At 61.8% G+C, this 21,688-nt stretch carries 27 protein-coding genes and 3 tRNA genes; 20 read left to right on the top strand and 10 right to left on the bottom strand.

From position 1 onward, the window contains the following. Positions 1 to 13: 13 nt before the first annotated feature. Genes NKJ32_RS21315 through NKJ32_RS21355 form a run of 9 tightly spaced genes read left to right on the top strand, consistent with a single transcriptional unit; the run spans position 14 to position 6,774 of the window. A complete protein-coding gene (locus tag NKJ32_RS21315; protein ID WP_352828853.1) occupies positions 14 to 976 on the top strand; it encodes a DUF2303 family protein in 963 nt (320 codons plus the stop codon). After that, positions 973 to 2,103, top strand: coding sequence for a DNA polymerase III subunit beta (dnaN, locus tag NKJ32_RS21320; protein WP_352828855.1), 1,131 nt, complete (start codon positions 973 to 975; stop codon positions 2,101 to 2,103). Before NKJ32_RS21315 ends, dnaN begins: the two co-directional genes overlap by 4 nt. Beyond that, positions 2,103 to 3,275, top strand: a complete 1,173-nt coding sequence (locus NKJ32_RS21325) for a hypothetical protein (protein WP_352828857.1) — start codon at positions 2,103 to 2,105, stop codon at positions 3,273 to 3,275. The genes dnaN and NKJ32_RS21325 overlap by 1 nt, the downstream gene beginning before the upstream one ends. Further along, positions 3,268 to 4,380: a DUF5131 family protein gene (locus NKJ32_RS21330; RefSeq protein ID WP_352828859.1), complete on the top strand. Its 1,113-nt coding sequence runs from the start codon at positions 3,268 to 3,270 to the stop codon at positions 4,378 to 4,380. The genes NKJ32_RS21325 and NKJ32_RS21330 overlap by 8 nt, the downstream gene beginning before the upstream one ends. After that, positions 4,377 to 4,649, top strand: coding sequence for a hypothetical protein (locus NKJ32_RS21335; RefSeq protein ID WP_352828861.1), 273 nt, complete (start codon positions 4,377 to 4,379; stop codon positions 4,647 to 4,649). The genes NKJ32_RS21330 and NKJ32_RS21335 overlap by 4 nt, the downstream gene beginning before the upstream one ends. Further along, entirely contained in the window at positions 4,646 to 5,107 is a 462-nt protein-coding gene (locus tag NKJ32_RS21340; RefSeq protein ID WP_352828863.1) for an ASCH domain-containing protein, read from the top strand. The genes NKJ32_RS21335 and NKJ32_RS21340 overlap by 4 nt, the downstream gene beginning before the upstream one ends. Further along, positions 5,104 to 5,319: a hypothetical protein gene (locus NKJ32_RS21345; protein WP_352828865.1), complete on the top strand. Its 216-nt coding sequence runs from the start codon at positions 5,104 to 5,106 to the stop codon at positions 5,317 to 5,319. The genes NKJ32_RS21340 and NKJ32_RS21345 overlap by 4 nt, the downstream gene beginning before the upstream one ends. Continuing rightward, on the top strand, positions 5,316 to 5,567 hold the full coding sequence (locus tag NKJ32_RS21350; RefSeq protein WP_352828867.1) for a hypothetical protein: 252 nt from the start codon (positions 5,316 to 5,318) through the stop codon (positions 5,565 to 5,567). The genes NKJ32_RS21345 and NKJ32_RS21350 overlap by 4 nt, the downstream gene beginning before the upstream one ends. After that, complete coding sequence (locus NKJ32_RS21355; protein ID WP_352828869.1) at positions 5,560 to 6,774, top strand: hypothetical protein; 1,215 nt, start codon at positions 5,560 to 5,562, stop codon at positions 6,772 to 6,774. The genes NKJ32_RS21350 and NKJ32_RS21355 overlap by 8 nt, the downstream gene beginning before the upstream one ends. 71 nt (positions 6,775 to 6,845) lie before the next feature. Here the strand turns inward: NKJ32_RS21355 and NKJ32_RS21360 are convergent. Continuing rightward, positions 6,846 to 6,919, bottom strand: a tRNA-Gly gene (locus tag NKJ32_RS21360). Between the two features lie 67 nt (positions 6,920 to 6,986). Continuing rightward, positions 6,987 to 7,071, bottom strand: a tRNA-Tyr gene (locus tag NKJ32_RS21365). Between the two features lie 202 nt (positions 7,072 to 7,273). Between NKJ32_RS21365 and NKJ32_RS21370 the strand changes: the two genes are divergently transcribed. Next, positions 7,274 to 8,125 carry a TrmH family RNA methyltransferase gene (locus NKJ32_RS21370; RefSeq protein ID WP_023680429.1) on the top strand — a complete coding sequence of 284 codons (852 nt, stop codon included), beginning with the start codon at positions 7,274 to 7,276 and terminating at the stop codon, positions 8,123 to 8,125. Between the two features lie 123 nt (positions 8,126 to 8,248). Here the strand turns inward: NKJ32_RS21370 and NKJ32_RS21375 are convergent, their stop codons facing one another. The 3 genes from NKJ32_RS21375 to gcl all read right to left on the bottom strand — a co-directional run bounded on the left by NKJ32_RS21375 (position 8,249) and on the right by gcl (position 11,982). Then, positions 8,249 to 9,136, bottom strand: coding sequence for a 2-hydroxy-3-oxopropionate reductase (locus tag NKJ32_RS21375; RefSeq protein ID WP_352828871.1), 888 nt, complete (start codon positions 9,134 to 9,136; stop codon positions 8,249 to 8,251). Positions 9,137 to 9,379: 243 nt separating this feature from the next. Next, positions 9,380 to 10,177, bottom strand: coding sequence for a hydroxypyruvate isomerase (gene hyi / locus NKJ32_RS21380; RefSeq protein WP_352828873.1), 798 nt, complete (start codon positions 10,175 to 10,177; stop codon positions 9,380 to 9,382). A gap of 23 nt (positions 10,178 to 10,200) precedes the next feature. After that, complete coding sequence (gcl, locus tag NKJ32_RS21385; protein ID WP_352570927.1) at positions 10,201 to 11,982, bottom strand: glyoxylate carboligase; 1,782 nt, start codon at positions 11,980 to 11,982, stop codon at positions 10,201 to 10,203. Positions 11,983 to 12,184: 202 nt separating this feature from the next. Between gcl and bhcR the strand changes: the two genes are divergently transcribed. Beyond that, positions 12,185 to 13,042 carry an HTH-type transcriptional regulator BhcR gene (bhcR, locus tag NKJ32_RS21390; protein WP_352622158.1) on the top strand — a complete coding sequence of 286 codons (858 nt, stop codon included), beginning with the start codon at positions 12,185 to 12,187 and terminating at the stop codon, positions 13,040 to 13,042. A gap of 40 nt (positions 13,043 to 13,082) precedes the next feature. Here the strand turns inward: bhcR and NKJ32_RS21395 are convergent, their stop codons facing one another. The 3 genes from NKJ32_RS21395 to NKJ32_RS21405 form a co-directional block, all read right to left on the bottom strand. Further along, positions 13,083 to 13,439: a hypothetical protein gene (locus NKJ32_RS21395; RefSeq protein ID WP_023680424.1), complete on the bottom strand. Its 357-nt coding sequence runs from the start codon at positions 13,437 to 13,439 to the stop codon at positions 13,083 to 13,085. A gap of 467 nt (positions 13,440 to 13,906) precedes the next feature. Then, positions 13,907 to 14,206, bottom strand: a complete 300-nt coding sequence (locus NKJ32_RS21400) for a BA14K family protein (RefSeq protein ID WP_352623238.1) — start codon at positions 14,204 to 14,206, stop codon at positions 13,907 to 13,909. Between the two features lie 176 nt (positions 14,207 to 14,382). After that, entirely contained in the window at positions 14,383 to 14,550 is a 168-nt protein-coding gene (locus tag NKJ32_RS21405) for a hypothetical protein (RefSeq protein ID WP_352451069.1), read from the bottom strand. Between the two features lie 156 nt (positions 14,551 to 14,706). Between NKJ32_RS21405 and NKJ32_RS21410 the strand changes: the two genes are divergently transcribed. The 5 genes from NKJ32_RS21410 to NKJ32_RS21430 all read left to right on the top strand — a co-directional run bounded on the left by NKJ32_RS21410 (position 14,707) and on the right by NKJ32_RS21430 (position 16,671). Continuing rightward, positions 14,707 to 14,782 (top strand) — tRNA-Thr (locus tag NKJ32_RS21410). A 153-nt stretch (positions 14,783 to 14,935) separates the two neighbouring features. Continuing rightward, a complete protein-coding gene (locus NKJ32_RS21415) occupies positions 14,936 to 15,175 on the top strand; it encodes a hypothetical protein (RefSeq protein WP_156937488.1) in 240 nt (79 codons plus the stop codon). Between the two features lie 275 nt (positions 15,176 to 15,450). Further along, complete coding sequence (locus NKJ32_RS21420; protein ID WP_084641813.1) at positions 15,451 to 15,648, top strand: hypothetical protein; 198 nt, start codon at positions 15,451 to 15,453, stop codon at positions 15,646 to 15,648. Positions 15,649 to 15,783: 135 nt separating this feature from the next. After that, the gene (locus tag NKJ32_RS21425) at positions 15,784 to 16,422 is read left to right on the top strand and encodes a cupin domain-containing protein (RefSeq protein ID WP_352828875.1); all 639 of its coding nucleotides are present in this window, start codon (positions 15,784 to 15,786) and stop codon (positions 16,420 to 16,422) included. A gap of 48 nt (positions 16,423 to 16,470) precedes the next feature. After that, positions 16,471 to 16,671, top strand: coding sequence for a DUF2905 domain-containing protein (locus tag NKJ32_RS21430; protein WP_023679908.1), 201 nt, complete (start codon positions 16,471 to 16,473; stop codon positions 16,669 to 16,671). A gap of 227 nt (positions 16,672 to 16,898) precedes the next feature. Here NKJ32_RS21430 and NKJ32_RS21435 read toward each other — a convergent pair whose 3' ends face one another. Then, positions 16,899 to 17,585: a DUF4145 domain-containing protein gene (locus NKJ32_RS21435; protein WP_352593842.1), complete on the bottom strand. Its 687-nt coding sequence runs from the start codon at positions 17,583 to 17,585 to the stop codon at positions 16,899 to 16,901. Between the two features lie 298 nt (positions 17,586 to 17,883). Between NKJ32_RS21435 and NKJ32_RS21440 the strand changes: the two genes are divergently transcribed. Beyond that, on the top strand, positions 17,884 to 18,426 hold the full coding sequence (locus NKJ32_RS21440; RefSeq protein WP_352593841.1) for a hypothetical protein: 543 nt from the start codon (positions 17,884 to 17,886) through the stop codon (positions 18,424 to 18,426). Next, complete coding sequence (locus tag NKJ32_RS21445) at positions 18,423 to 18,890, top strand: hypothetical protein (RefSeq protein ID WP_352593840.1); 468 nt, start codon at positions 18,423 to 18,425, stop codon at positions 18,888 to 18,890. The genes NKJ32_RS21440 and NKJ32_RS21445 overlap by 4 nt, the downstream gene beginning before the upstream one ends. 129 nt (positions 18,891 to 19,019) lie before the next feature. Here NKJ32_RS21445 and NKJ32_RS21450 read toward each other — a convergent pair whose 3' ends face one another. Next, positions 19,020 to 19,634 carry a TetR/AcrR family transcriptional regulator gene (locus NKJ32_RS21450; RefSeq protein ID WP_023679909.1) on the bottom strand — a complete coding sequence of 205 codons (615 nt, stop codon included), beginning with the start codon at positions 19,632 to 19,634 and terminating at the stop codon, positions 19,020 to 19,022. 91 nt (positions 19,635 to 19,725) lie between these two features. On the opposite strand from NKJ32_RS21450, the gene NKJ32_RS21455 reads away from it, so the two are divergent. Together NKJ32_RS21455 and NKJ32_RS21460 are read left to right on the top strand one after the other, a co-directional pair. Beyond that, entirely contained in the window at positions 19,726 to 20,832 is a 1,107-nt protein-coding gene (locus NKJ32_RS21455) for a polyamine ABC transporter substrate-binding protein (RefSeq protein WP_352593839.1), read from the top strand. Between the two features lie 13 nt (positions 20,833 to 20,845). Continuing rightward, complete coding sequence (locus tag NKJ32_RS21460) at positions 20,846 to 21,688, top strand: ABC transporter permease (protein WP_352593838.1); 843 nt, start codon at positions 20,846 to 20,848, stop codon at positions 21,686 to 21,688.

Consider the following 21,688-nt stretch of genomic DNA (forward strand, 5'->3'; position numbering starts at 1 on the left):
AGGAAACTTCCCAATGGCCGACAAGACCTCCAACGTTGCAGGCGAAGCGCTGCTTTCGCCCTCGCCCTTCACCGTCGACCTCAACGTCGCGGCATGGCTCGGCGCCAAGGCGGAAGGTGTCGAAATCGCGACGCTGACCAACACCGCCAAGGCTCCCGGCCTGCCCGGTGCTGTCCCGGTCCTGCTCAAGCGCGGCACGGCACCCGGCGTCGAAGGTCTTGAACGCCTGCTCGAACCTTACCGCCAGCACCCTGCACGCAAGGTCGGCCAGGCGGTGGCGCAGACCTTCGAAGCCTTCTGCAACCTTACGATCCGCCATCAGACCGGCCACAGCGCCATCTTCGCCAACATGGATTGGCGCAAGCCGACGCTGACGTCCGTCATCGACTATCACGAGCTGGCCGAGGGCCACGCCAACTTTGGCAAGCATCGCATCCACTACGCCTTCCCGCTTTCCGAGGAATGGCAGAAATGGGTCGCGGGCGACGGCGTCAAGATGGACCAGGGCGACTTCGCCTGGTTCCTCGAGGATCGCGTCGCCGAACTGTCGTCGCCTACCGAGGAGGAGAAGCTCCAATACGAGCGCGACTTCGCCACCACGATCGCCACACCAGCGCAGCTAGTCGAGCTGTCGCGCGGCCTGCAGGTCAATGTCGAGAGCAAGGTCAAGGCCTCGACGACGCTGCAGAGCGGCGAAGGCCAGATTGCCTGGGAAGAGACGCATAGCGGCGCCGACGGCAAGGCGCTGAAGGTGCCGGGCATCTTCATGCTCAACATCGCGCCGTTCTTCATGGGCGACAAGGTGCGCATTCCGGTGCGGCTGCGCTACCGGCCGGCGGGCGGCAAGGTCACCTGGTTCTATCAGATCTACAGGCCCGACCAGTTCATCACCGAGCACGTCCGGGACGTGCTCGCGTCAGCGCGCGACCAGACGGACCTCCCGACCTATGAAGGCACGCCGGAGATGTCGGCGTGAAGACGCCCAACACCATCATCATGGCGCGGGAGGCTTTGCTTCCCGCGCTCGGGCTCGTCAACAAGGCCGTCGAGCGACGCACAACCATTCCGGTGCTGGCCAACGTCCTGCTCACCGTCGACGCCGCGGCGGGCAAACTGACCATCACCGGCAGCGACCTGGATTGCGAGCTGCGCGCCACACTCGCCTGCCAGGCCGGCCGGGACGAGGCCTTCACGCTGCCGTCGGCGATCCTGCATGATGCCGTTCGCAAGATGCCGGAGGGCGCCGAGATCGCGCTGCTGGCCGAGAAGGATTTCGCCACGCTGAGCGCCGGCCGGTCGCGCTTCAAGATCCAGGTGCTGCCGTCGACAGATTTCCCGACGATGAGCGAGGGCACGTTCAGCCACAGTTTCGACCTCGACGCCGGCCTGTTCGAGCGGATGCTCGACAGCGTCTCCTTCGCCATATCGAGCGAGGAAACGCGCTACTACCTCAACGGCATCTACTGGCACGCCGGCGAGACGCTGAACGCAGTCGCCACCGATGGCCACCGCCTGGCCAAGTTCGCCGCGCCCCTGCCAGAGGGTGCTGCGGGCATGCCGGCCATCATCATCCCGCGCCGCGCGGTCGGGCTGATCCGCCAGTTGATCGGCGAGAAGGGCGCAGTCAAGGTCAGCATGTCGGACACCAAGATCCGCGTCGAGACCGGCCAAGGCACGCTGCTGTCGAAGCTGATCGACGGCAGCTTCCCCGACTATGTCAGGGTCATCCCGGCCGGCAATGCCAACCATTTCACCGTCGAACGCGAAGCACTGGCCAGCGCCGTCGACCGGGTCGGCACCGTGTCGAGCGGGCGCGGCAGCGCGGTGAAGTTCGCCTTCGAGGCCGGCGGCAACCTGACGCTGACCACCAACAATCCAGACGCCGGCAGCGCCAATGACGAAGTCACGATCGAGCACGGCGAGGGCGACAGCGTCGAGATCGGTTTCAACGGCCGCTACTGCCTCGACCTGCTCAACGCCGCCGAAGGCAAGCGGCTGGTGTTCAGCCTCGGCGATCCCGGCTCGCCGACGCTGATCCAGCCGGAAACCGCCGACGAGACCGGCCTCAAGCCGCTCTTCGTCCTGATGCCAATGAGGGTTTGATGATGTCCATCAAAGAGGGTGATCGCGTCGTCTGCATCGATTTCGGCACCGTGCAGAGTATCGACGAAAACGACAATGCCGAAGTCGTCTGGGATGTCTCAGGCTGCGCGGGCGATGTTGACCTTGATCGACTGCGCCCGGCTGCCACTCTCAGCACTCTCGAAGCGCCAGCCGTGGTGGACGATTCGGCGGTAGAGCGTGCATGCGAGGCGTTCACATCGACGTGGGCTAATGAAGAGCCTTTCGCAAAAGCTCATTACCGCAAGAACATGAGAGCCGCCCTTTCCGCCACTCTCGTAGCCACCCCGCCCGCCCCAACATCGGCGGTGGATGGGGATGTGGCAAACCTCCTGACTAACTGTGCGCAAATTCTCGATGTCGTGAAAGGCGAGTGGTCGAAGGATGGATCATGGAGCGCGTGGGACCAGAGCGTCAGAGACGGCATCACATCCACCCTCGCCCAAGCCGCCCCTGCCACCATGGCTGTGCCGGGGGAGTTGGTGAAGGCGCTGACCCCAAAGATGGCCGAAGCAGGCCGAGCCAAACTTGTCGAACTCGGTTACGAGGGAGTCGATTTTACCGACGCGCAAAAGGTCTATCTCGCGATGCGCGACGCCGCTCTCGCCCCAACATCGGCGAGCGCGAAGTTCCCGCCTACGGCATGCAATGCGTGGGAGGATTGCGCGAGTGACGGTCTTTGCCACGATCCGCAAGGATGCGGCGGCATAGGGTCAAACACTTCGGGCTCGCCCGTGCGCAAACCGCTCGTGACGGAAGAATGGGCCATGCGCATGGCCGAGAAGGAAGGTGACAGCGATCCGACGACCGGCAGGCGGCTCACCTCGACCATAAACCCTGCGCCCGATGACATCGCTGAATACGAGCGCTTGGCTTTCGAAGCGCTACCTCAATGGGCGCAAGACGAACTGAGCCGGCTTCGCGCTGCCACTGTGTTGGGCGATACGGCAGTCGAAGCGTTTTTGGGGCAACCTGTTCGTGACGGCGTAGACGACCTGTACTTTCAAAACGGCATCCGGCGCTCTGATATTGAAGTCCGCCTCTCCAATGCCAAGGCCGCCCCAACGTCGGCGGTGGAAACGTGGCTGGATGCTGACGGCGGCGCCGACATCGTCATGCGGCATACCAATATCGACGGAGTGGAAAATGGCTGACCATTCATCGATCGAGTGGACGGACGCGACCTGGAACCCGATCACCGGCTGCTCGATCGTCTCGCCCGGCTGCACCAACTGCTACGCTATGAAGCTCGCCGGCACCCGGCTGAAGCACATCGACAGCCGCAAGGGCCTGACGCGCGACACCAAGGCCGGCCCTGTCTGGACCGGCGAAGTGCGGCTCAACCGGCAATGGCTTCATCAGCCGCTCGATTGGAAGAAGCCGCGCCGGATCTTCGTCTGCGCCCATGGCGACCTGTTCGCCGAAAACGTCCCGGACGAATGGATCCTCGACGTGTTCACCGTCATGGCCGCCGCCGACCATCACACCTACCAGGTGCTGACCAAGCGTGCCGACCGCATGCGCGAGTTCCTGTCGCGCCGTGACCTGCTCGAGGACATCTACGTCAACTGGTACACTTTCACCGGCAAGCCGGCCGAGGTCTATTCCTGGCCGCTGCACAACGTCTGGTGCGGCGTCTCGGCCGAGGATCAGAAGCGCGCCGACGAGCGCGTGCCCGAACTGCTGGCGACTCCAGCCGCGATCCGCTTCGTCTCGGCCGAGCCGCTGCTTGGACCAATCAGGTTCGATCGGATTGGGGAGTTCACCGACACCTTCGAAGACTGCGGCGGTCATCCCGATCCGCACTGGCCGGCGAATGCCCAGGATGCGACTTGGTTGAATGCGCCTGCCGGAAAGATGCAGGCGGAAGCGCGTGATCCCTCCGGAAATCGCCTAGGCGACATCGACGTCGGGCTTCGGCATGATGGCGGAAAGCTCGACTGGATCATCGTTGGCGGCGAGAGCGGCCCGGGCGCGCGGCCGATGCATCCTGCCTGGGCGCGCTCGATCCGCGATCAATGCCAGGCCGCCGGCGTGCCGTTCTTTTTCAAGCAGTGGGGCGCATGGCGCGAGACTGACTGGCAGCTTTGCGCACATCCGATGCCCCATGGAACGATCGCGCCTGCAAAGCCCTATTGGTTAGGCGCCGGCTACGGCCTCGATCGACCCAGTATGAGTATGGAACAGGTCGGCAAGAAGGCCTCCGGCCGGCTGCTCGACGGCGTCGAGCACTCCCAATTTCCAGAGGTGGCAGCATGACCCCGGCACAGAAGGACCTCGCGCGACACGCGCTCGGTCTGCCGAACAGGCAACGGCGCTCGTACCGAAACCACTTCGTCACAGGCGAAGGCGGTAACGATCATCGCGAATGGATGGCGCTGGTTGAGGCCGGTCACGCATGGCGGCGCGCCGGCTCGGAACTAACCGGTGGTAGCGACCTGTTTCGCCTCACCCGCGCCGGCGCCGAACTCGTGCTGGAAAAGAGGGAAAGCCTCGATCCCGAGGACTTCCCAGCGGTGTCGACATGAAAGCCCTGACCATCTGGCAGCCCTGGGCGACGCTGATCATGGCCGGCGTCAAACCCTACGAGTTTCGCGGCTGGCCGGCGCCAAGGGCGCTGCGCAGCACTCGGATCGCCATCCACGCCGGCGCCCGGCCGGTGAGAAAATCCGAGCTGGCTGATCTGATCCTGCGCCTGCGCTCTGCCGAATCGTGGTCGACGGCGTTGAGGCCCGAAGCGCTGGCAATGCTCGAGCGCTGGCACTCCAACCCGTTCGCCCTGCCCTTGGCCTCGATCCTCGGCACGGCGATGCTGGGCGAGCCGAAGCGTGCCCATGACATCGTCGCCGAGTTCGGCGCGAAGCTGAACGACAGCGATCGCGACGAGCATACCAATTGGGCTTGGCCGCTGACCGACATCGTGCCGCTGGAGCCGATCCAGCCGGCGAAGGGTTTGCAGGGCTTCTGGCACTGGAGGCCGGATTGACCGCCCTTCCCTACATCTATCGCTGGGACCGTCACGGCCGCAAAGACCAGCCCTGCCGCGTGAGCGCGCGCAGCCGCGCCGGTTCCGCCTCTTTCGCCTTGCCAGGTTTCGGACTGCCCAGCCCGGCCCGCTTCAACTCGGTCCGCGTCGAGTTCGCCGACGGCAGCGCGATGATCACCAGCGGCAACGCCATCCGGAAGGCAAAGCCATGAAGCTGGACGAGCGATTCGTACCGCGCTTTATGACCGACCAGGAGCTGCGCGCTTGGTTCGGCCTATCCGAACGCGCGCTCGATCGGCTGCGCGCCACGCGCCATTTTCCGCCCCGCGACCAGCTTGTGAACAAGACCGATCGCCGCTCCGTCGAAGTTTTCTTTGACCGGCGCGCCGGTTTGGACTCTCCTTCCCGTACCGGCGGCATTCCCGCCGCCGTGGACGGAGAGGAAAATTTTAATGACTGAACAGCGAAAGGACCGGCCGGGCTACAAATACCGGCCAAGGGCGAACGGCAGCCGCGCCCATTATTGGGTGCCGCAGCGGGCCTGCAAGACGGCGCCGAAGGCGCTCGACCCGCGGCCGATCACCGATGAAGCGATCGCCCAAGCCCTGCTTGAGCATCCGAACGTCACAACCGACGACCAGGCCATCTCGAAAATCTGCCGGACCTGGACCGATGAATTGCTCGCCGATCTGGAAGGCCACGGCAAGAGCCCGGAATATGACGGGTCTGTCGCCTCGGCGGTGCTTGTCTACAAGACGCATCCGCAATCGCCCTATCAGGCGTTGAAGCACCCGACCCGCATTCGTGACTATGATCCCTCGCTGAGGCTCATCATCGACACCGTCGGCAAGCGCCTGGTGCGCAACCTGGTCGGCTCGGATTTCCGCCGCTGGTTCGAGCAATGGGGATCGAAGGGCCGCACGCGCCGTGCCCATGGCGCCATCCGCAAGCTGCGATCGGTCCTCTCCTTCGGCACGACGGAACGCCTGGCTGGTTGCGCCCAGGCGCGCGAGATCCTGTCCTTGATGGAATTCGCCACGCCGGACCCGCGCCGCGTCAAGATGGAATACAGGCACGCGCTCGCCATCTGCGCCACGGCGATCAGGCTGAAGCGGCCGTCGATCGCGCTGACGCAGGCGCTGCAATGGGACACCGCGCTGCGCCGCATCCACATCATCGGCGAATGGCTTCCACTCGAGGCCGGCGATGCCGGCGGCATTGTGCGCGGCAACACCAAGTGGCGCGGCCTGACGGTGGCCGACATCTCGGCCGACCATGTCCTGACCGTACCGATCACCGCCAAGAACAAGGCGGCGACCGAGCACGATCTGAGCAAATGTCCATTGGTGCAGATGGTGCTGAGGCGCATCAAGCTGCCCGCCTTCGGGCCGTTGATCGTCTCGGAAGCGACCGGCCTGCCCTACCGGGAAAATTATTATGCCACCGACTGGCGCGAGGTGGCGACCGCGGCGAAGGTGCCGGCAAGCGTCTGGTCGATGGACACCCGCGCTGGCGCGATTTCGGAAGCCGAGATCGCCACCGATCTCGAATCGGCCCGCAAGATGGCCGGCCACACCACCACCAAGACAACGCAAGGCTACGTCCGCAACGGCGACCTCGACAACAACCGCAAGGTGGCCGAGGCCCGAGCCAAACTAAGACAGTGACACGCCAGTGACACGCGTGACACGGCGCACTTTTTAGAAAGCGATTTCATCAATGATTTCAAATAGATGACTGGAGCGGGTAGCGGGAATCGAACCCGCATATTCAGCTTGGAAGGCTGCTGCTCTACCACTGAGCTATACCCGCGCCTTTCAGTCAAGCATCGGATCCGCTCCGACGCTCGCTCTGCGTTTCAGGGCTTCCGGGCCGGCAGTGGTGGAGAGGGTTGGATTTGAACCAACGTAGGCATAGCCAACGGATTTACAGTCCGTCCCCTTTAACCACTCGGGCACCTCTCCAGTCTGCCGCCGGAGCCATGCAACGAGGCATCGACGCGTCGCGGCTGCCTGAGCAGCCCTTCCGCGAAGCGCCTTATGGCGGCAGCGCCCAAAACTGTCAACCGCAACAGTCCGGCAAAAAGCGCTGAATCTCACGCCTCGCCCGACAAGCAGCTTATGCAGCTGTATCCATGGCCGGACGACACGGCTATAGAAGCCGGCCATGAGCAACGACAACAAATCGAAGACCCCTAAAGACACCCACTACGCCAAGCTGCGCCGCGCGCATCGCGACGAGAAGAGCGGTGGCGCGCCTGCATTCAGGCCACGCCAGCCGGTGCCGCCCGGCGAGAACCCGGCGGATGGGCTGGTGCGGCTCTACGGGCTGCACACGGTGCGGGCCGCACTCGACAATCCGCGCCGAAAAATCAAGAAGATGCTGGTGACGCGCAACGCTGCCGAGCGGCTGGCAATCGCCGATCTTGGCGCTTTGCCCTTCAAGGCGGAGTTGGTCGAACCCAGGGACATCGACAAGGTCACCGGCTCGGATGCCGTGCACCAGGGCGTGGTGATCGAGGCCGAGCCGCTGAAACCGAAACGCCTCGATGCGCTCGGCGACACCAGGCTGGTGCTGGTGCTCGACCAGATCACCGATCCGCACAATGTCGGCGCGATCCTGCGCTCGGCGGTCGCCTTCGGCGCCGGCGCACTGATCACCACGGCGCGCCACAGCCCGCAGGAATCCGGCGTGCTGGCAAAGTCGGCTTCCGGCGCGCTCGAACACATCGATCAGATCGAGGTGAAGAACCTCGCCCATGCGCTGGAGCAGCTGCACGAGGCCGGATTCCAGACGATCGGCCTGGATTCAGACGGGCCGGCGGAGCTCGAAACGAGCTTTGCCGGAGAAAAGATCGCGTTGGTACTTGGCGCCGAGGGCAAAGGCCTGCGCCAGAAAACGCGCGAGACGGTGACGACGCTGGCCCGGCTCGACATGCCCGGCGCCATCCGCTCGCTCAACGTGTCGAATGCCGCGGCGGTGGCGCTTTATGCGGCGAGGAAGTTTTTGAGAGAGTGAATGGTGAATGGTGAATGGTGAATGGTGAATGGTGAGAGTGTACGTAAGTCGTGACCAATTCACTACCAACGACTCACCCATCTGCTACTGATTACCGACCCACTATTCACTATTCACTATTCACTATTCACCCACTTCACATCCCGCCATTCGCTCCAGCGCCTTGACCAGCGCCGAATGATCCTCCTTTGACCCGCCATTCGCCGCGCACGAGTTGAACAATTGCTGCGTCGTTGAAGTGTTGGGCAGGGCGACGCCGAGCGCTTTCGCGCCTTCAAGGGCGAGATTCAGGTCCTTCTGGTGGAGTTCGATGCGGAAGCCGGGCGCGAAAGTGCGCTTGATCATGCGCTCGCCATGCACTTCCAGGATGCGCGAGTTTGCGAGCCCGCCCATCAGCGCCTGCCTGACCTTGGCCGGGTCGGCGCCGGCTTTCGATGCAAAAACAAGCGCTTCGGCGACGGCCTCAATGGTCAGCGCGACGACGATCTGGTTGGCGACCTTGGTGGTCTGGCCGACGCCGTTCGGTCCGACCAGAGTGATGTTCTTGCCAAGCTTCTCGAAGATGGGCCTAGCGCGTTCGAAGGCTTTTTCCTCACCGCCGACCATGATGGTCAGCGAAGCCGCCTTGGCGCCGACCTCGCCGCCCGACACCGGCGCGTCGAGATAGTCGCAGCCGACATCGTTGATCTTTTTTGCGAATTCCTTGGTCTCGATCGGCGAGATCGAGCTCATGTCGATGACCAGCTTGCCTCTTGTCAGCCCGGACGCGACGCCGTTCTCAGCGAACAGCACGTCGGCGACCTGCGGCGTATCCGGAACCATGGTGATGACGATGTCGGCGGCACGCGCGACGGCATCATGGCCGGTGACTGTCTTCAGGCCCTTGGCGACGAGATCGGCCGGCGGCTTCGAGCGGTGGTCGCTGGCGACGACCTGATAACCGGCGTCTAGCAGATGCCCCGCCATCGGCGCGCCCATGATGCCGAGACCGATGAAGCCGATGGTGTCCATGTCTTTCTCCGTTTCTTGTTAAGGGGGCGTTCCTGCGCGCCCCCCTCTGGCCTGCCGGCCATCTCCCCCACGAGTGGGGAGATCGGCAGTTCCCGCGCCGGCCCTTAAACGTTCCCGACCTCGAAAATTGGCGAAAGCGGCGGTGACATCCAATCTCCCTCCTTGTGGGGGAGATGCCAAGTTTTGGCAAAGAGGGCAGGCCAGAGGGGGGCGCGCAGGAACGCGACGTGCGATACGTAGCGTCTACGCCGCCGCACTCCCCTGCCCGGCCGCGTCCCGAAACCAGCCAAGCCCGGCTTCCGTCCCCGCCTTCGGCTTATACTCCGCGCCGACCCAGCCGGCATAGCCGATGCGGTCGATGTGGTTGTACAGAAAAGGAAAATTGATCTCGCCCGTCCCCGGCTCATGACGGCCGGGATTGTCCGCAAGCTGGATATGCGCGATGCGGTTGAGGTTTGCCTCTATGGTACGGGCGAGATCCCCCTCCATGATCTGCATGTGATAGATGTCGTATTGCAGGAACAGGTTCTTCGATCCGACGCGGTCGATCAGGGCCAGAGCCTGGTCCGAGTAATTCAGGAAGAAGCCCGGAATGTCGCGGGTGTTGATCGGCTCGATCAGCAGCCTGATGCCGGCCTGCTCCAGCTTTTCGGCCGCGAAAGCCAGATTTTCGGCGAAGACGTCTTCCAGCACGGAGCGATCGACGCCTTGCGGCGCGATGCCGGCGAGGCAGTTGACCTGCTCGCAGCCGAGCGCATGGGCATAGGTGACGACCTTGGCAATGCCCTGCCGGAACTCCGGGATGCGGTCGGGCAGGATCGCGATGCCGCGCTCGCCCTTGGCCCAGTCGCCGGCAGGCAGGTTGAACAGGACCTGCGTCAGCCCGTTCTTCTTCAACCTGGCCGCGACGACATCCGGCGCATGGTCATAGGGGCCGATATACTCGACGCCCTTGAAGCCGGCGCGGGCGGCGGCATCGAAGCGGTCGAGGAAGTCATGCTCGCCAAAGAGCATCGAAAGATTGGCTGAAAACCGTGGCATGGCAGTAGTTCCTCATATGCGGCTTAATCGAGCATGACGATCGCCGTGGGGGCATCTTCGTGATGTTCGGCTAGCTCCTCGAATTCGGTGATCTTGTCGATTTCGGTACCCATCGAAACGTTGGTGACGCGCTCGAGGATGAATTCGAGCACCACCGGAACCTGGTGCTCGTTCATCAGGCGCTTTGCCTCTTCGAAGGCACCGGCGAATTCCCCCGGCCGGCGCACCCGGACCGCCTTGCAGCCCATCGCCTCGGCAACGGCGACGTGGTCGACGCCGTAGCCCGCCTCAGGCTCGTCTTTCCGGTTGACGTTCTCGAAGGCCAGGCTGACTTCGAAGTCCATCGAAAAGCCGCGCTGCGCCTGGCGGATCAGGCCGAGATAGGCATTGTTCACGACGACATGGATGTAGGGCAATCTGTGCTGTGCGCCGGCCGCCAGTTCCTCGATCATGAACTGGAAATCATAGTCGCCGGACAGCGCCACGATGGTGCGGTCCGGATCGGCGGCGCGAACACCGAGCGCTGCCGGCAGCGTCCAGCCGAGCGGGCCGGCCTGGCCGCAATTGATCCAGTTGCGTGGCTTGTAGACGTGCAGGAACTGCGCCCCGGCGATCTGCGACAGGCCGATCGTGGTGACATAGGTGATGTCGCGGCCGAACGCCTTGTTCATCTCCTCGTAGACGCGCTGCGGCTTCAGCGGGACCTGGTCGAAATGGGTCTTGCGCTTCATTGTCTTCTTGCGCTGCCGGCATTCGCCGGCCCAGCCCGACCAGTCGCGCAATTTTCCGGCCGTTCTCCACTCGGTGGCGACGTCGAGCAGCATTTTCAGCGCCGCACCGGCGTCCGAGACGACGCCGAGGTCCGGCGCGAAGACGCGGCCGATCTGCGTCGGCTCGATATCGACGTGGATGAATTTCTTACCCTTGGTGTAGACGTCGATCGAACCGGTGTGGCGGTTGGCCCAGCGGTTGCCGATGCCGAAAACGAAATCGGCTTCGAGCATCGTGGCATTGCCATAGCGGTGCGAGGTCTGCAGCCCGCACATGCCGGCCATCAGGCGGTGGTCGTCGGGGATCGCACCCCAGCCCATCAGCGTCGGAATGACAGGCACGCCGGTGACCTCGGCGAACTCGATCAGCAGATCGGACGCATCGGCGTTGATGATGCCGCCGCCGGCGACGATGACAGGCTTTTCCGCCGCGTTCAGCATCGTCAACGCCTTCTCGGCCTGAGCGCGCGACATTGCCGGCTTGAACGGCACCAGCGGCTCATAGGCATCTATATCGAACTCGATCTCGGCCAGTTGCACATCGACAGGCAAATCGATCAGCACCGGCCCCGGCCGCGACGAGCGCATCAGATGGAACGCTTTCTGCAGCGCCATCGGCACCAGATAGGGTTCCATGACGGTAACAGCCCATTTGGCGACGGGTGCGGCGATCGCCGCAATGTCGACGGCCTGAAAATCCTCCTTGTTGAGACGCGCGCGCGGCGCCTGCCCGGTGATGCAGAGGATGGGAATTGAATCGGCAGCGGCCGAATAGAGGCCGGTGATCATGTCGGTGCCGGCGGGACCCGAAGTGCCGATGCACAGACCGATATTGCCCGATCTGGCGCGGGTAAACCCTTCGGCCATATGCGAGGCCGCCTCTACGTGACGCGCAAGGATATGGCGGATACTGCCCCTCGCCTTCAGTGCCGAATAGAGCGGGTTGATCGCAGCACCCGGCACGCCGAAGGCACAGGAGATGCCTTCCTTTTCGAGAACGAGAACCGCTGCGTCGACTGCGCGCATCCTGGCCATGTCAGCCTCCACGGAATTGTTGATAGCCCATGATGCCAGCGCACCAATGATTTTTCAATTTTTTCAGAATATTTTTCCATTTCTAGAAAACAGCTCTTATTGGTTGAATTTATTGGCCTTTTTGTTTTCCATGAATTCGCTTCGTAAATCACTGGAAAACTTTTTCATTGCCTGTTTGGGCGAACAGGGGAAGAATGGCCCGATGGAAACCACCGAAAAACGCCAGCGCGGCCGGCCGCGCGCCTTCAACGGGCCGTCCGAGGCCGCCTCGGTGCAGTCGCTGGACCGGGCGCTGCGGATCCTGGCAATCGTCGCCGATGGCAGTGGCCTGTCGCTGAGCGAGATCGCCGCCAGTTCCGGTCTGCCGGCATCCACCGCCTACCGCATGCTGACGACGCTGGAGAACCACGGCATGGTCGAGTTCGACGGCACCGACCAGCTGTGGTCGATCGGCGTCGAGACCTATCGCATGGGCGCGGCGTTCCTGCGCCGCCGCAAGCTGGTCGACCGCGCCCGTATCGTCATGCAGGAACTGATGGAGAAGACCGGCGAGACCGCCAATCTCGGCGTCGCCGAGGACGATTGCGTCGTCTTCGTCAGTCAGGTCGAGACGCACCAGGCGATCCGCGCCTTCTTCCGGCCGGGCACGCGCAGCTCCTTCCATGCCTCGGGCATCGGCAAGGCGGTGCTGGCGCATCTCGAGCCGGAACGCGTCGCCACCATCCTGCGCCGGGCCGGGCTGGAGCGCTTCACCGAAAACACGCTGTCCGACATCTCGGCGCTCGCCCGCGACCTGGTGACGATCAAGCTGCGCGGCTGGTCGGTAGACGACGAGGAGCGGCATCCGGGCATGCGCTGCGTTGCCGCCGCCATCTTCAATGAATTCGGCGAGCCGATCGGCGGCGTTTCGGTCTCCGGGCCGACAGTACGGGTCACGCCGGAACGGCTGGCCGAGATCGGCCCGCTGGTGCACGATGCGGCGGCGGAGGTGACGAGGATGATCGGCGGCCTGCCGACCCCTCCCGGCCTTGGCAGCGAGCCGAGCGCATGGCAGCGCTGACCAGCGCCGAATGGTGCGACATCTGCCAGGATGGCCAGAGCTAGCCCCCGGGCACCGCGCTCTTGGTCGATAGGTCGTAGAAATCAAGCAGCATCGCCAGCCCAACTCCGCAGGCGGTGAAGATGAGGCCGGCAATGAAGATACGATTGGCGCGTTCATAAACGCGCCGTTGTAGAGACGTTATGTCGAGCAGCAACCGCAGCGCTCGTATCTGCAGGGCAATGCCGATCAAAATCGGCACGACGGCGGCCAGGTGATAGATTTCCCATGGTATCGGGTTGGCGGCCCAATGCGTGATGAAGCCCAGCGAGAACGCCAGCAGGATGCCGACGGTGGTGATTGTGCCGTTGCGGAAAATTGTCTCGATCGGCTCTTCGTTCGGATCTTGCTCGCCCAAGCGCCCTCTCCCCTGTTTCGGCTCGGCAGTAGATTAGGCTGTCGGGAAATCCCTGTACATCGGCAAGAGTGTTGGCGAATGCTGAAGCGGCATCCGATCTCGCCTTAAGTGGGCGATGTTCGACAGGACAGAGAGGCTGACGGAGCGCGGCTTTATTCCAGCTTGGGTTCCTCGCCCCACGGAAGTGGGGAGAGGTGGCGCGGCGAAGCCGCGACGGAGAGGGAACCGCGCCCTACGAAGGCCCCCTCTCCGGCCGCGGAGCCTGTCCTCGGGCTTGCCGAAGGCAAGACCCGTGGGCGGCCACCTCTCCCCCGCTTCGCGGCGGGCGAGGAACCCAGGTCCTAAGAGGTCGGAGGAACAACCCCTCTGCCCTGCCATTCAGACACGCAGAAAAAGGGGCAGTGGGGTGCCCCTTCTTCCGGTTGCCTGAAACGGTCACCTCCTCTCAAAATTGGCAGTAGTGGCTCTCAAAGCCGGCAGCGATGACGATAGCCGTCGTAGCCGACATAGGTGTCCGAGTACGGGTCGTAGCTCTGGTAGCGATTGAGGCAGCGCCGGACGTGCCAGGAGCCGCCGTCTTCCTCGATATAGACGGTGCGCGGCTGGGCGAGCGCGCTGCCGAGCAGGAAGCCGCCGACACCTGCAGCAATGCCGATGCCGAGGTGCTTGTGCTTGTGATGGGCGGCCGAAGGCTGAACCGTACCAACCAGCATGGCGGTGGCGACGGTGGTGGCGACGAGGCCGGAAACGATGGTGCGCTTGAACATGACGATCTCCTTGTTGTGGGAGGCGATCCAACCGCCTCTTGACCGTCAGTCGTCGCGACAAGGAAAAAGGTTCGAAGGTCTTTTTGGATTTTTTCTCGGCGGGAGAAATCGCGCGGTCTGATGCGCGACCACGAACGGTCGCGCCGTCGACAGTTCACCGGAACAACCGGCAGGCCTCAGCCCATGCCGGTGATATGGCGAAGCCAGAAGGCGAGCGCGATGAAGCCGATGATGGTGGTGACGCCGGTCCAGTCGATATTGGCGTGCTTCAGGTCCTTGATGAGCTTCACCAGGAGAACCCAGGCCACGACGACGAGCGGGAGAATGATGACAAACCTGATCATGCGACTGCCTCGCTGATGCAATTGCACCTTCGATCAATATAGGAAGCGAATTGGCCGTTTTCAGGACGCCTTGGCGGCAGAACCGCCGCGTTCGCGGCATCGGAAAACGGAGTTTTGTCTTTACTGGCGCAGCAGATATGGTAACCGGAGCGCCGTGCCCTTGTAGCTCAGCTGGTAGAGCAGCGGTTTTGTAAACCGAAGGTCGGCGGTTCGATTCCGTCCGGGGGCACCAGTACGGGCTTCTTGAGACCTCCGGGGCGCTTGATATCTGCTCATCCCCGATATCCACAGGCCGGGGCCGTCAGGATCGGTAGCACATCAGCTTCAACGCATATATTCCCTAGCGGAAACCATAGTTCCCTAGCGGAAAACCTAGGAGTCTTCGTTGGAGCAGAAACGCACGACCGCCCCCTTCATCAACGGCATATTTGGCGGATTTATCGTCTTCGCCTTCGCGTTCGGTTTCCGTTTCCTGCTAAGTCCCGATCCCGATCCAACATCAAGAGCAACGACAAGCCTTTCAGTACTGGCCTTCGCCATTTGTTTCGGCGCAGCCTTCCTCCGCGAGCACCGGCGCCAGATTGCCGCCGCCAGAGAATATATAAGCCGCCCAAGATCGTATTAGGGGCGTACGTGTCGGGACCGTCCTCGTCGGGTCACCAGAAACTTCCGTGAAATTGCTGGCAAAATCTGTCGCCAGACAACGAGTTAGCATCTCATATCTAGAGACGCTGAGCCCGGGCGTGACTTCGCGGTTGCAGAGCCGTCATTTCGGCCCTCTCTCCCGGCCTCGGCCATCTCGTACCATTCGATTAAATTGCTCCTGTGTATATTAGCACTCGCTCAATTAAGCGCGCCGACAATGTCGGTGCGGCGGGCCAAAAACCAAAGGGTGTTGTCATGCGAAGTGATTTCGCCGCGGCGCGCGAGCTTTTGGAGTGCGCACAAAACCGCCTCTGCGGCGCGGATGAAACGAGCCGACGCGTCAACGAGGCCCTCGACGCGCTGATTGAAGAAATAGCCATCGCGGAATTCCGCAAGGCGCCACTGACGGTCGTGCCGTTTCCGCGAGCGCGGCCGCCTAAGCATGTTCGGTAGAGCGCTGATCGCCCGCGTTGACGAAGAGCCGGCAACTGGTGTTTCCGCAATCGCCCGTTGGAGCGTCGTTGAACGACCAAGTCTTTGACGATAGAGTTGCCGGGCAGTGGTGCTCTGAAACTCCGGAGCCGATCCATGTCACGCTGTGGAGATGTCTACGAGAACAAGGTGACCGGCGAATATGCGGTCATCCTGCGTGGTACCGAAGACCGCGGCCAGCGACCTGGCATCGCTCATCTGACCGCCCGGCCGGGAGCCGCAGTGGTGGGCGAGCACTTCCACCCGAATCTGACGGAACGGTTTACCGTCCTCCGTGGCCGTCTCGACGCTTGCATCGCCGGGAGCACTTTGTCCCTGGGGCCTGGCCAATCCGCCACGGTCGAAGCAGGCGTCGCACATGATTGGTGGAACAGCAGCAAAACCGAAGAAGCGCATGTCCTGGTCGAAGTCGACCGGGCGCCAGGTGCGGACAATGTCGACCCGAACCGTTTCGAGCTGCTGATCGGCATGCTCTTCGGCCTGGCCAATGCCGGCAAGGTAGACAGAAAAGGTAGACCTTCGCCGCTTCAGGCAGCAGTCATCGCCAGAGAATTTGCCGACGTGATCGTCTTCACGCACCCGCCACCTGCGATTCAGCGAGTGGCGCTGGGGATCCTGGCGCCACTCGGCCATCTGCTTGGCTATCACGCGATCGACCCCGTCTACTGCAAGCCGCACGGGCATGTCATGCCGGCTCCTGAAATCCTCGCTCGAGCAGGCCTAACGGCTGGGTGATCCGGGTCCATACCAGGCGCCCGGCATTTTTATCGGCAGGATGCTGCCATGTCGCGAACTCTGATCGTCGTTGGTCTCAGCATAGTTGCCATAGGCCTGCTGTGGCCTTGGTTGGCTCGGACCGGCCTTGGCAGGCTGCCCGGCGATATCGTGATCGAGCGTGAGAACTTCAGGCTTTATGTCCCTATCACCACGGGGATACTGGTCAGCATCGTGCTCTCGGCGATTCTATGGCTGATCAACCGTTAGGCGATGCTCCGGCTGCGGCGATTTGTGTTCCAGGCCCTACTCGCCTTTGATCTTCTCACACTCCGATCGCCGCCACCAATATCCTGTTCTGCCTGCGTATCGCCGTGCGCAGTTCGGCAATCCTCGCCTCCTCGCGCTTCACGAACTCGATGAACATCATGTTCATGTTGTTGAAGATGAGTTCGCCGAGCGCCGGCCCGTCAATGTCGCGGCGTACCAGCAGGTTTTCAACTCGGCAACGATGCTTCCTCGGCCGCTGTTTTCCCGCGCTTTATTCTTTCCGTGAGCACAAACAAGAAAAATGCGAGGGCTTCCGCAAATTCCACAGACTGTGCCGCCTCAGCAGAGGATACGTGAGGTTTAGCTTTGTCGGCATGCCTCGGGTTATTGGCCTCCAGCCGCACCGCGTGTGCCCATTCCCCCATACTTTCCGTAATTTTGTGTTCTTCGACGGCCTTGTTAATGCGCGCATACACGCTGCCGTCTTCGTAGCCTAAGACTTTCAACATGGAGTCCACAGCCGAGCCTGCCATGACGGCCGCTGCGTCGGGTGCGTGCTGAGTATCTATAGCCTGTTGAAGAAAGGTTCGCACGGGCTCAGGCACATCGTCATGAACAGACCGTGCCGTTGGGATCAATGACGCAATTTCTGCATTATCTTTAGCATCACCCCAAACACCTTTTGCCAGTACCCCTCCGCCGCAGGCTGTACAAAAATAGGTACCCCATTTTGCGGTGAAACCAGGGGTTGCCCTTGGAACCAAGCCGCCACTCGTCCACCATTCCGCATATCCAGGATTGGGTATCGAACAGTGGGGACATCTGCCCCCCGGCTGCAGGAATTTTGAGAACAGCAGCTTAGGCCGTTGCATTTCCGTCAGATAAATTTCAATCGCGCTTGGAAGCTTCGCCATCGGTCTGTTGCCCTAAATTGAGTGACCCCGACCCAGTAATACCGCGTCCATGAAATCTTGAGTAGCGGGCGGCTTCGAATGCGGATCATACCACGTGTAAATCACCGCCCAAGCTCATATGCCTCGATGATGTTGAAGGATGTGGCGGCGCACCCCAGGATCGAAGAACAGCGGGGGCTTGGAGTGGCCTTCGCCTAACACCCCAGGCTGTCGAGCGTCGTTTTGAACCCATGGTCTTTTAGCGGCAAATGATCGTAGGGTAACAAGTGCCAATCGGTTGTAGCGGGGATAGGGCGAAATGACGATCAATAGAATTGGTTTGGCCATCACTTCGGGAATCCTGCTGAGTTCCCATCAGGCGGAGGCACAGGTGCGCTATACCTGTGATGCAGTACGCCAGATGGCCGAAGTTAATGTCGATCCTCAGCTCGCTGTTAATGTGCTGAAGGACCCAGCAACGCAGACATGTAAGTTCTTCGTATCAATAGCGCCGATGGGAAAATTCAAAGCTGTCTTCGACACTTGGGATGAACTAAAAAATACGTCGGACGCTGCCAAAGCGTTTTCTATAGTGCAGGGAAAATTCGTCCCCTCCGCGATTGAAGCGTTGGCGATTCCGTTGCTGAGCCCGGATGTGGGAGCGGACGAAAGGGCACAATGGATGAAGGCGATCGCAGATAATTCCAATGAGATAGAGAAATGTTCATTTGAAACGCTCTGGAAGGATGACAAATTCTACAATGGGAAGGACGTGTCATGTGGCAGAACCGAAGCCGGTGATTTCCTCCTCGAAGCCAGGAAAAATGCCGCCACCTTGTCGGTATACCTACCGATCAAATGAACATTCATAAAATCAAACGCTACGCGCGGCGCGTGTGGGGCTGGTTCTGGGCGGATGGAGCGGACTTCCGCGCCATTCTTGTAGGCGCGGTAGTCTCATTCATTGGCGCTTATTTTTGGGACTGGTATCTAAGGGATCCACCTCCTACGGCACTCGAAGTGTACACAAACGCGGCCGGCTATGCGAACCCGATGCCGACGCTCCTCGAAAGAGTGCAAGCGGATGAGTTGAAGAGCACATTTTCCTTCGACCCGCCCGCGTTCAAGGACGTCTGGGTGTGCGAGTATTCCCTAGTTCGCGGGCGAACCGGGCGCGAGATTATGCTCGCGTACATAAACAAATACTCGATGTGCTTTTCACTCATACAAAAATCGGAGGTTGATTACATCATCAGGCCGAAACCGCTGGCAAGTTCTGAACTCAAGAAAACGAAGGATGGATGGCTCTGCAGATGTGGCGGCTAGTTATCGAGGTCAGTCAATAACCGAACGAACTAGCCGGGAGGGAAAAGAAACTCGTAGATGCCATGCGCGGAAATTCTTCTTGAGAATTCTGTCTAAGACACCGAAAATTCCGGTTTTGAGATCCTCCGTTCAAACTCCGATCGCCGCCACCAATATCCTGTTCTGCCTGCGTATCGCCGTGCGCAGTTCGGCAATCCTCGCCTCCTCGCGCTTCACGAATTCGATGAACATCATGTTCATGTTGTTGAAGATGAGTTCGCCGAGCGCCGGCCCGTCGATGTCGCGGCGCACCAGGCCGAGCGCCTGCAGGCGGACGATCAGCGCGCGGATCTGCTCGGTCAGGGCGCGGTCTAGCGCGGTATAGGCCTGGCCGAACGGGCTGTCGGGCAGTTGCGTCGAGATCGCCATCGCCTGCCGCCACATCTCCTTGCTGAGATAATGCAGCGAGTGCTCGATATAGATGCCGAGCAGCGTATCGAGAGCGTCGCCGACATTGGCTGGCGGGTTGGCGACGACGCCGCGCCCGGCATTCAGCACCTCGTTGACCTCCATCGAGACGATGGCGCCGAGGATGTCGCCCTTGTTCTGGTAGTAATTGTAGATGGTGCCGACCGAGACTTCGGCCTGCGCCGCGATGGTCTCGATCTTGGCGCCTTCATAACCGGCATCGCGGAAAAGCGCCGCCGCTGCCTCGATGATGCGGCGGTGCCGATCCGCCTTCTGCCTTGCCCGCAATCCGCTCATAGCGGCTGTTTGCCACAAAAACAGAATTGACTCAATTTTAGAATTGGTTCAATTTTTTCCTACAAGCCAAAAAGGCAAGGGAGAACACTCGATGTACACCAAGCTGAAGACCCCCAATCCAACCGTCAGGAATCCGCTTTCCGTTCTGAAGAGCCATCTCCAAGGCGCCTGTGCCGCGGCAGCACTGCTGCTGGCGACGGGCAGCCTCGCTCAGGCGCAGGACCTCAACGCGCTGATCTGGTGCGATCACGCCGATCCGGCGCTGCTGCAGCCTTTCGAGGAGGCCAATGGCGTCAAGGTCAATGTCAAGGAGTTCGAGGGCACCGGCGCCGGCCTAGCCATCGTCGATCAATCACAGCCGGGCGACTGGGACGTGATGGTGATCGACAGCATCGACGTACCGCGCGGCGTCGAAAAAGGCCTGTTCGAGCCGCTACCGGAAGACAAGCTGCCGCTGGCCGACCTGTTTCCGCAGGTGAAGATGGATAGCTCCACCGTCGTCGACGGCAAGCGTTACGGCATCACCGAAAAGTTCGGCTACAACACGATCGGCTACAACAAGACCAAGGTCGACCCGGCCGACATGCAGTCGATGGCGGCGCTGACCGGCGACAAATACAAGGGCAAGATCGCCATCTACGATTATTACCTGCCGGTCATCGGCATGGCCGCACTGGCGATCGGCAAGAAGACTGCGGAACTGACCGAGGCCGACCTTCCCGCCATCAAGGAAGAGCTGCTCAAAATGAAGGCCAACGCCAAGCTGGTCGGCGAAGTGACCGCCAGCCAGACGGCGCTGGCGACCGGCGAGGTCGACATTCTGGTCGGCGGCGGCGAATGGGTGACGGCGGGGCTGGCCAAGGAAAACCCTGCCCTCGACTTCTCTATCCCGAAAGAAGGCGCCGTGCTGTGGTCGCAGTCGCTGGCAATGTTCAAGGATTCCAAGAACAAGGAGCTGGCGCTTAAATTCATCCAGTACATTATGAGCCCCGAAGGCCAGGCGCGGCTCGCCACCTCGTCCTGCTATTGGGGCATGCCGGCCAACAGCAAGGCGGCGCTGAGTGATGAGCAGAAGAAGATCCTGCGCTTCGACGAGCAGCCGGAATTCCTCGCCCGCGCCCAGTCCTATCCGGCGCCGAATGCCGATCTCGACAAGAAGATGCAGGACGTCTGGACCGAAATGCTGCAGGCGCAATAACCGGCTGCCGGTCGTGAACGCCGTCAACAGCGGGCGTGCCCTGCCCTGGGCGCTGGTCACGCCGGCGCTCGGCTGGACATTGCTGTTCTTCGTGCTGCCCTTCGTCGCCATGGCGGTATCCAGCCTGACGGCGCATGAAGGCGGCGGCTTCACGCTGTCCAACTACAGCCAATTCTTTGCCAATCCGTCCTACTGGCAGGCGATGGTGAACTCGCTGCAGGTCACGGCGATCGTCACCGTGATTTCGGTGCTGCTCGCCTATCCCTTTGCCTGGATCCTGGCCGAGCAGGTGCCGGAGCGCTGGCAGCGGCTGGCGCTGATGCTGGCGGTGCTGCCCTTCTGGACCTCCTATGTCGTGCGCTCCTATTCGTGGCTGCTGGTGCTGGCGCAAAACGGCGTCGTTAACCGCGCGTTGACCGGCTCCGGCCTGTTCGGCGAACCGCTGCAGCTCGCCAATACGCGGCTAGCGACGGTCACCGGCTTCGTGCATTTCTTCGTCATGCTGCTGACGCTGACGATCTTTGCCAATCTGAAGCAGCTCAGCCCCAGCTACCGCAAGGCCGCCGCCGACCTCGGCGCCGGGCCGATGCGCACATTCCTGCATGTCGTTCTGCCGCTGACGCTGCCTGGCATCATGGTCGGCGCCTTCCTCACCTTCGTGCTATGCATCGGCGACTACATCACGCCGCAGATCCTCGGCGGCAACAACGAGCTGTTGATGCCGCAACTCGTCATGATGCAGATCGGCCGGCGCGGCGACTTTCCGCTCGCCTCGGCGCTGTCGATCATCCTGATGGCGGTGGTCACCATCGCCTACCTCGCCTGCTCCCGCTGGCTGAAGATCGAGCGGGCCTGA

Origin of the sequence: Mesorhizobium sp. M0159 (assembly GCF_040322295.1) — a bacterium.
Lineage (GTDB): Bacteria > Pseudomonadota > Alphaproteobacteria > Rhizobiales > Rhizobiaceae > Mesorhizobium.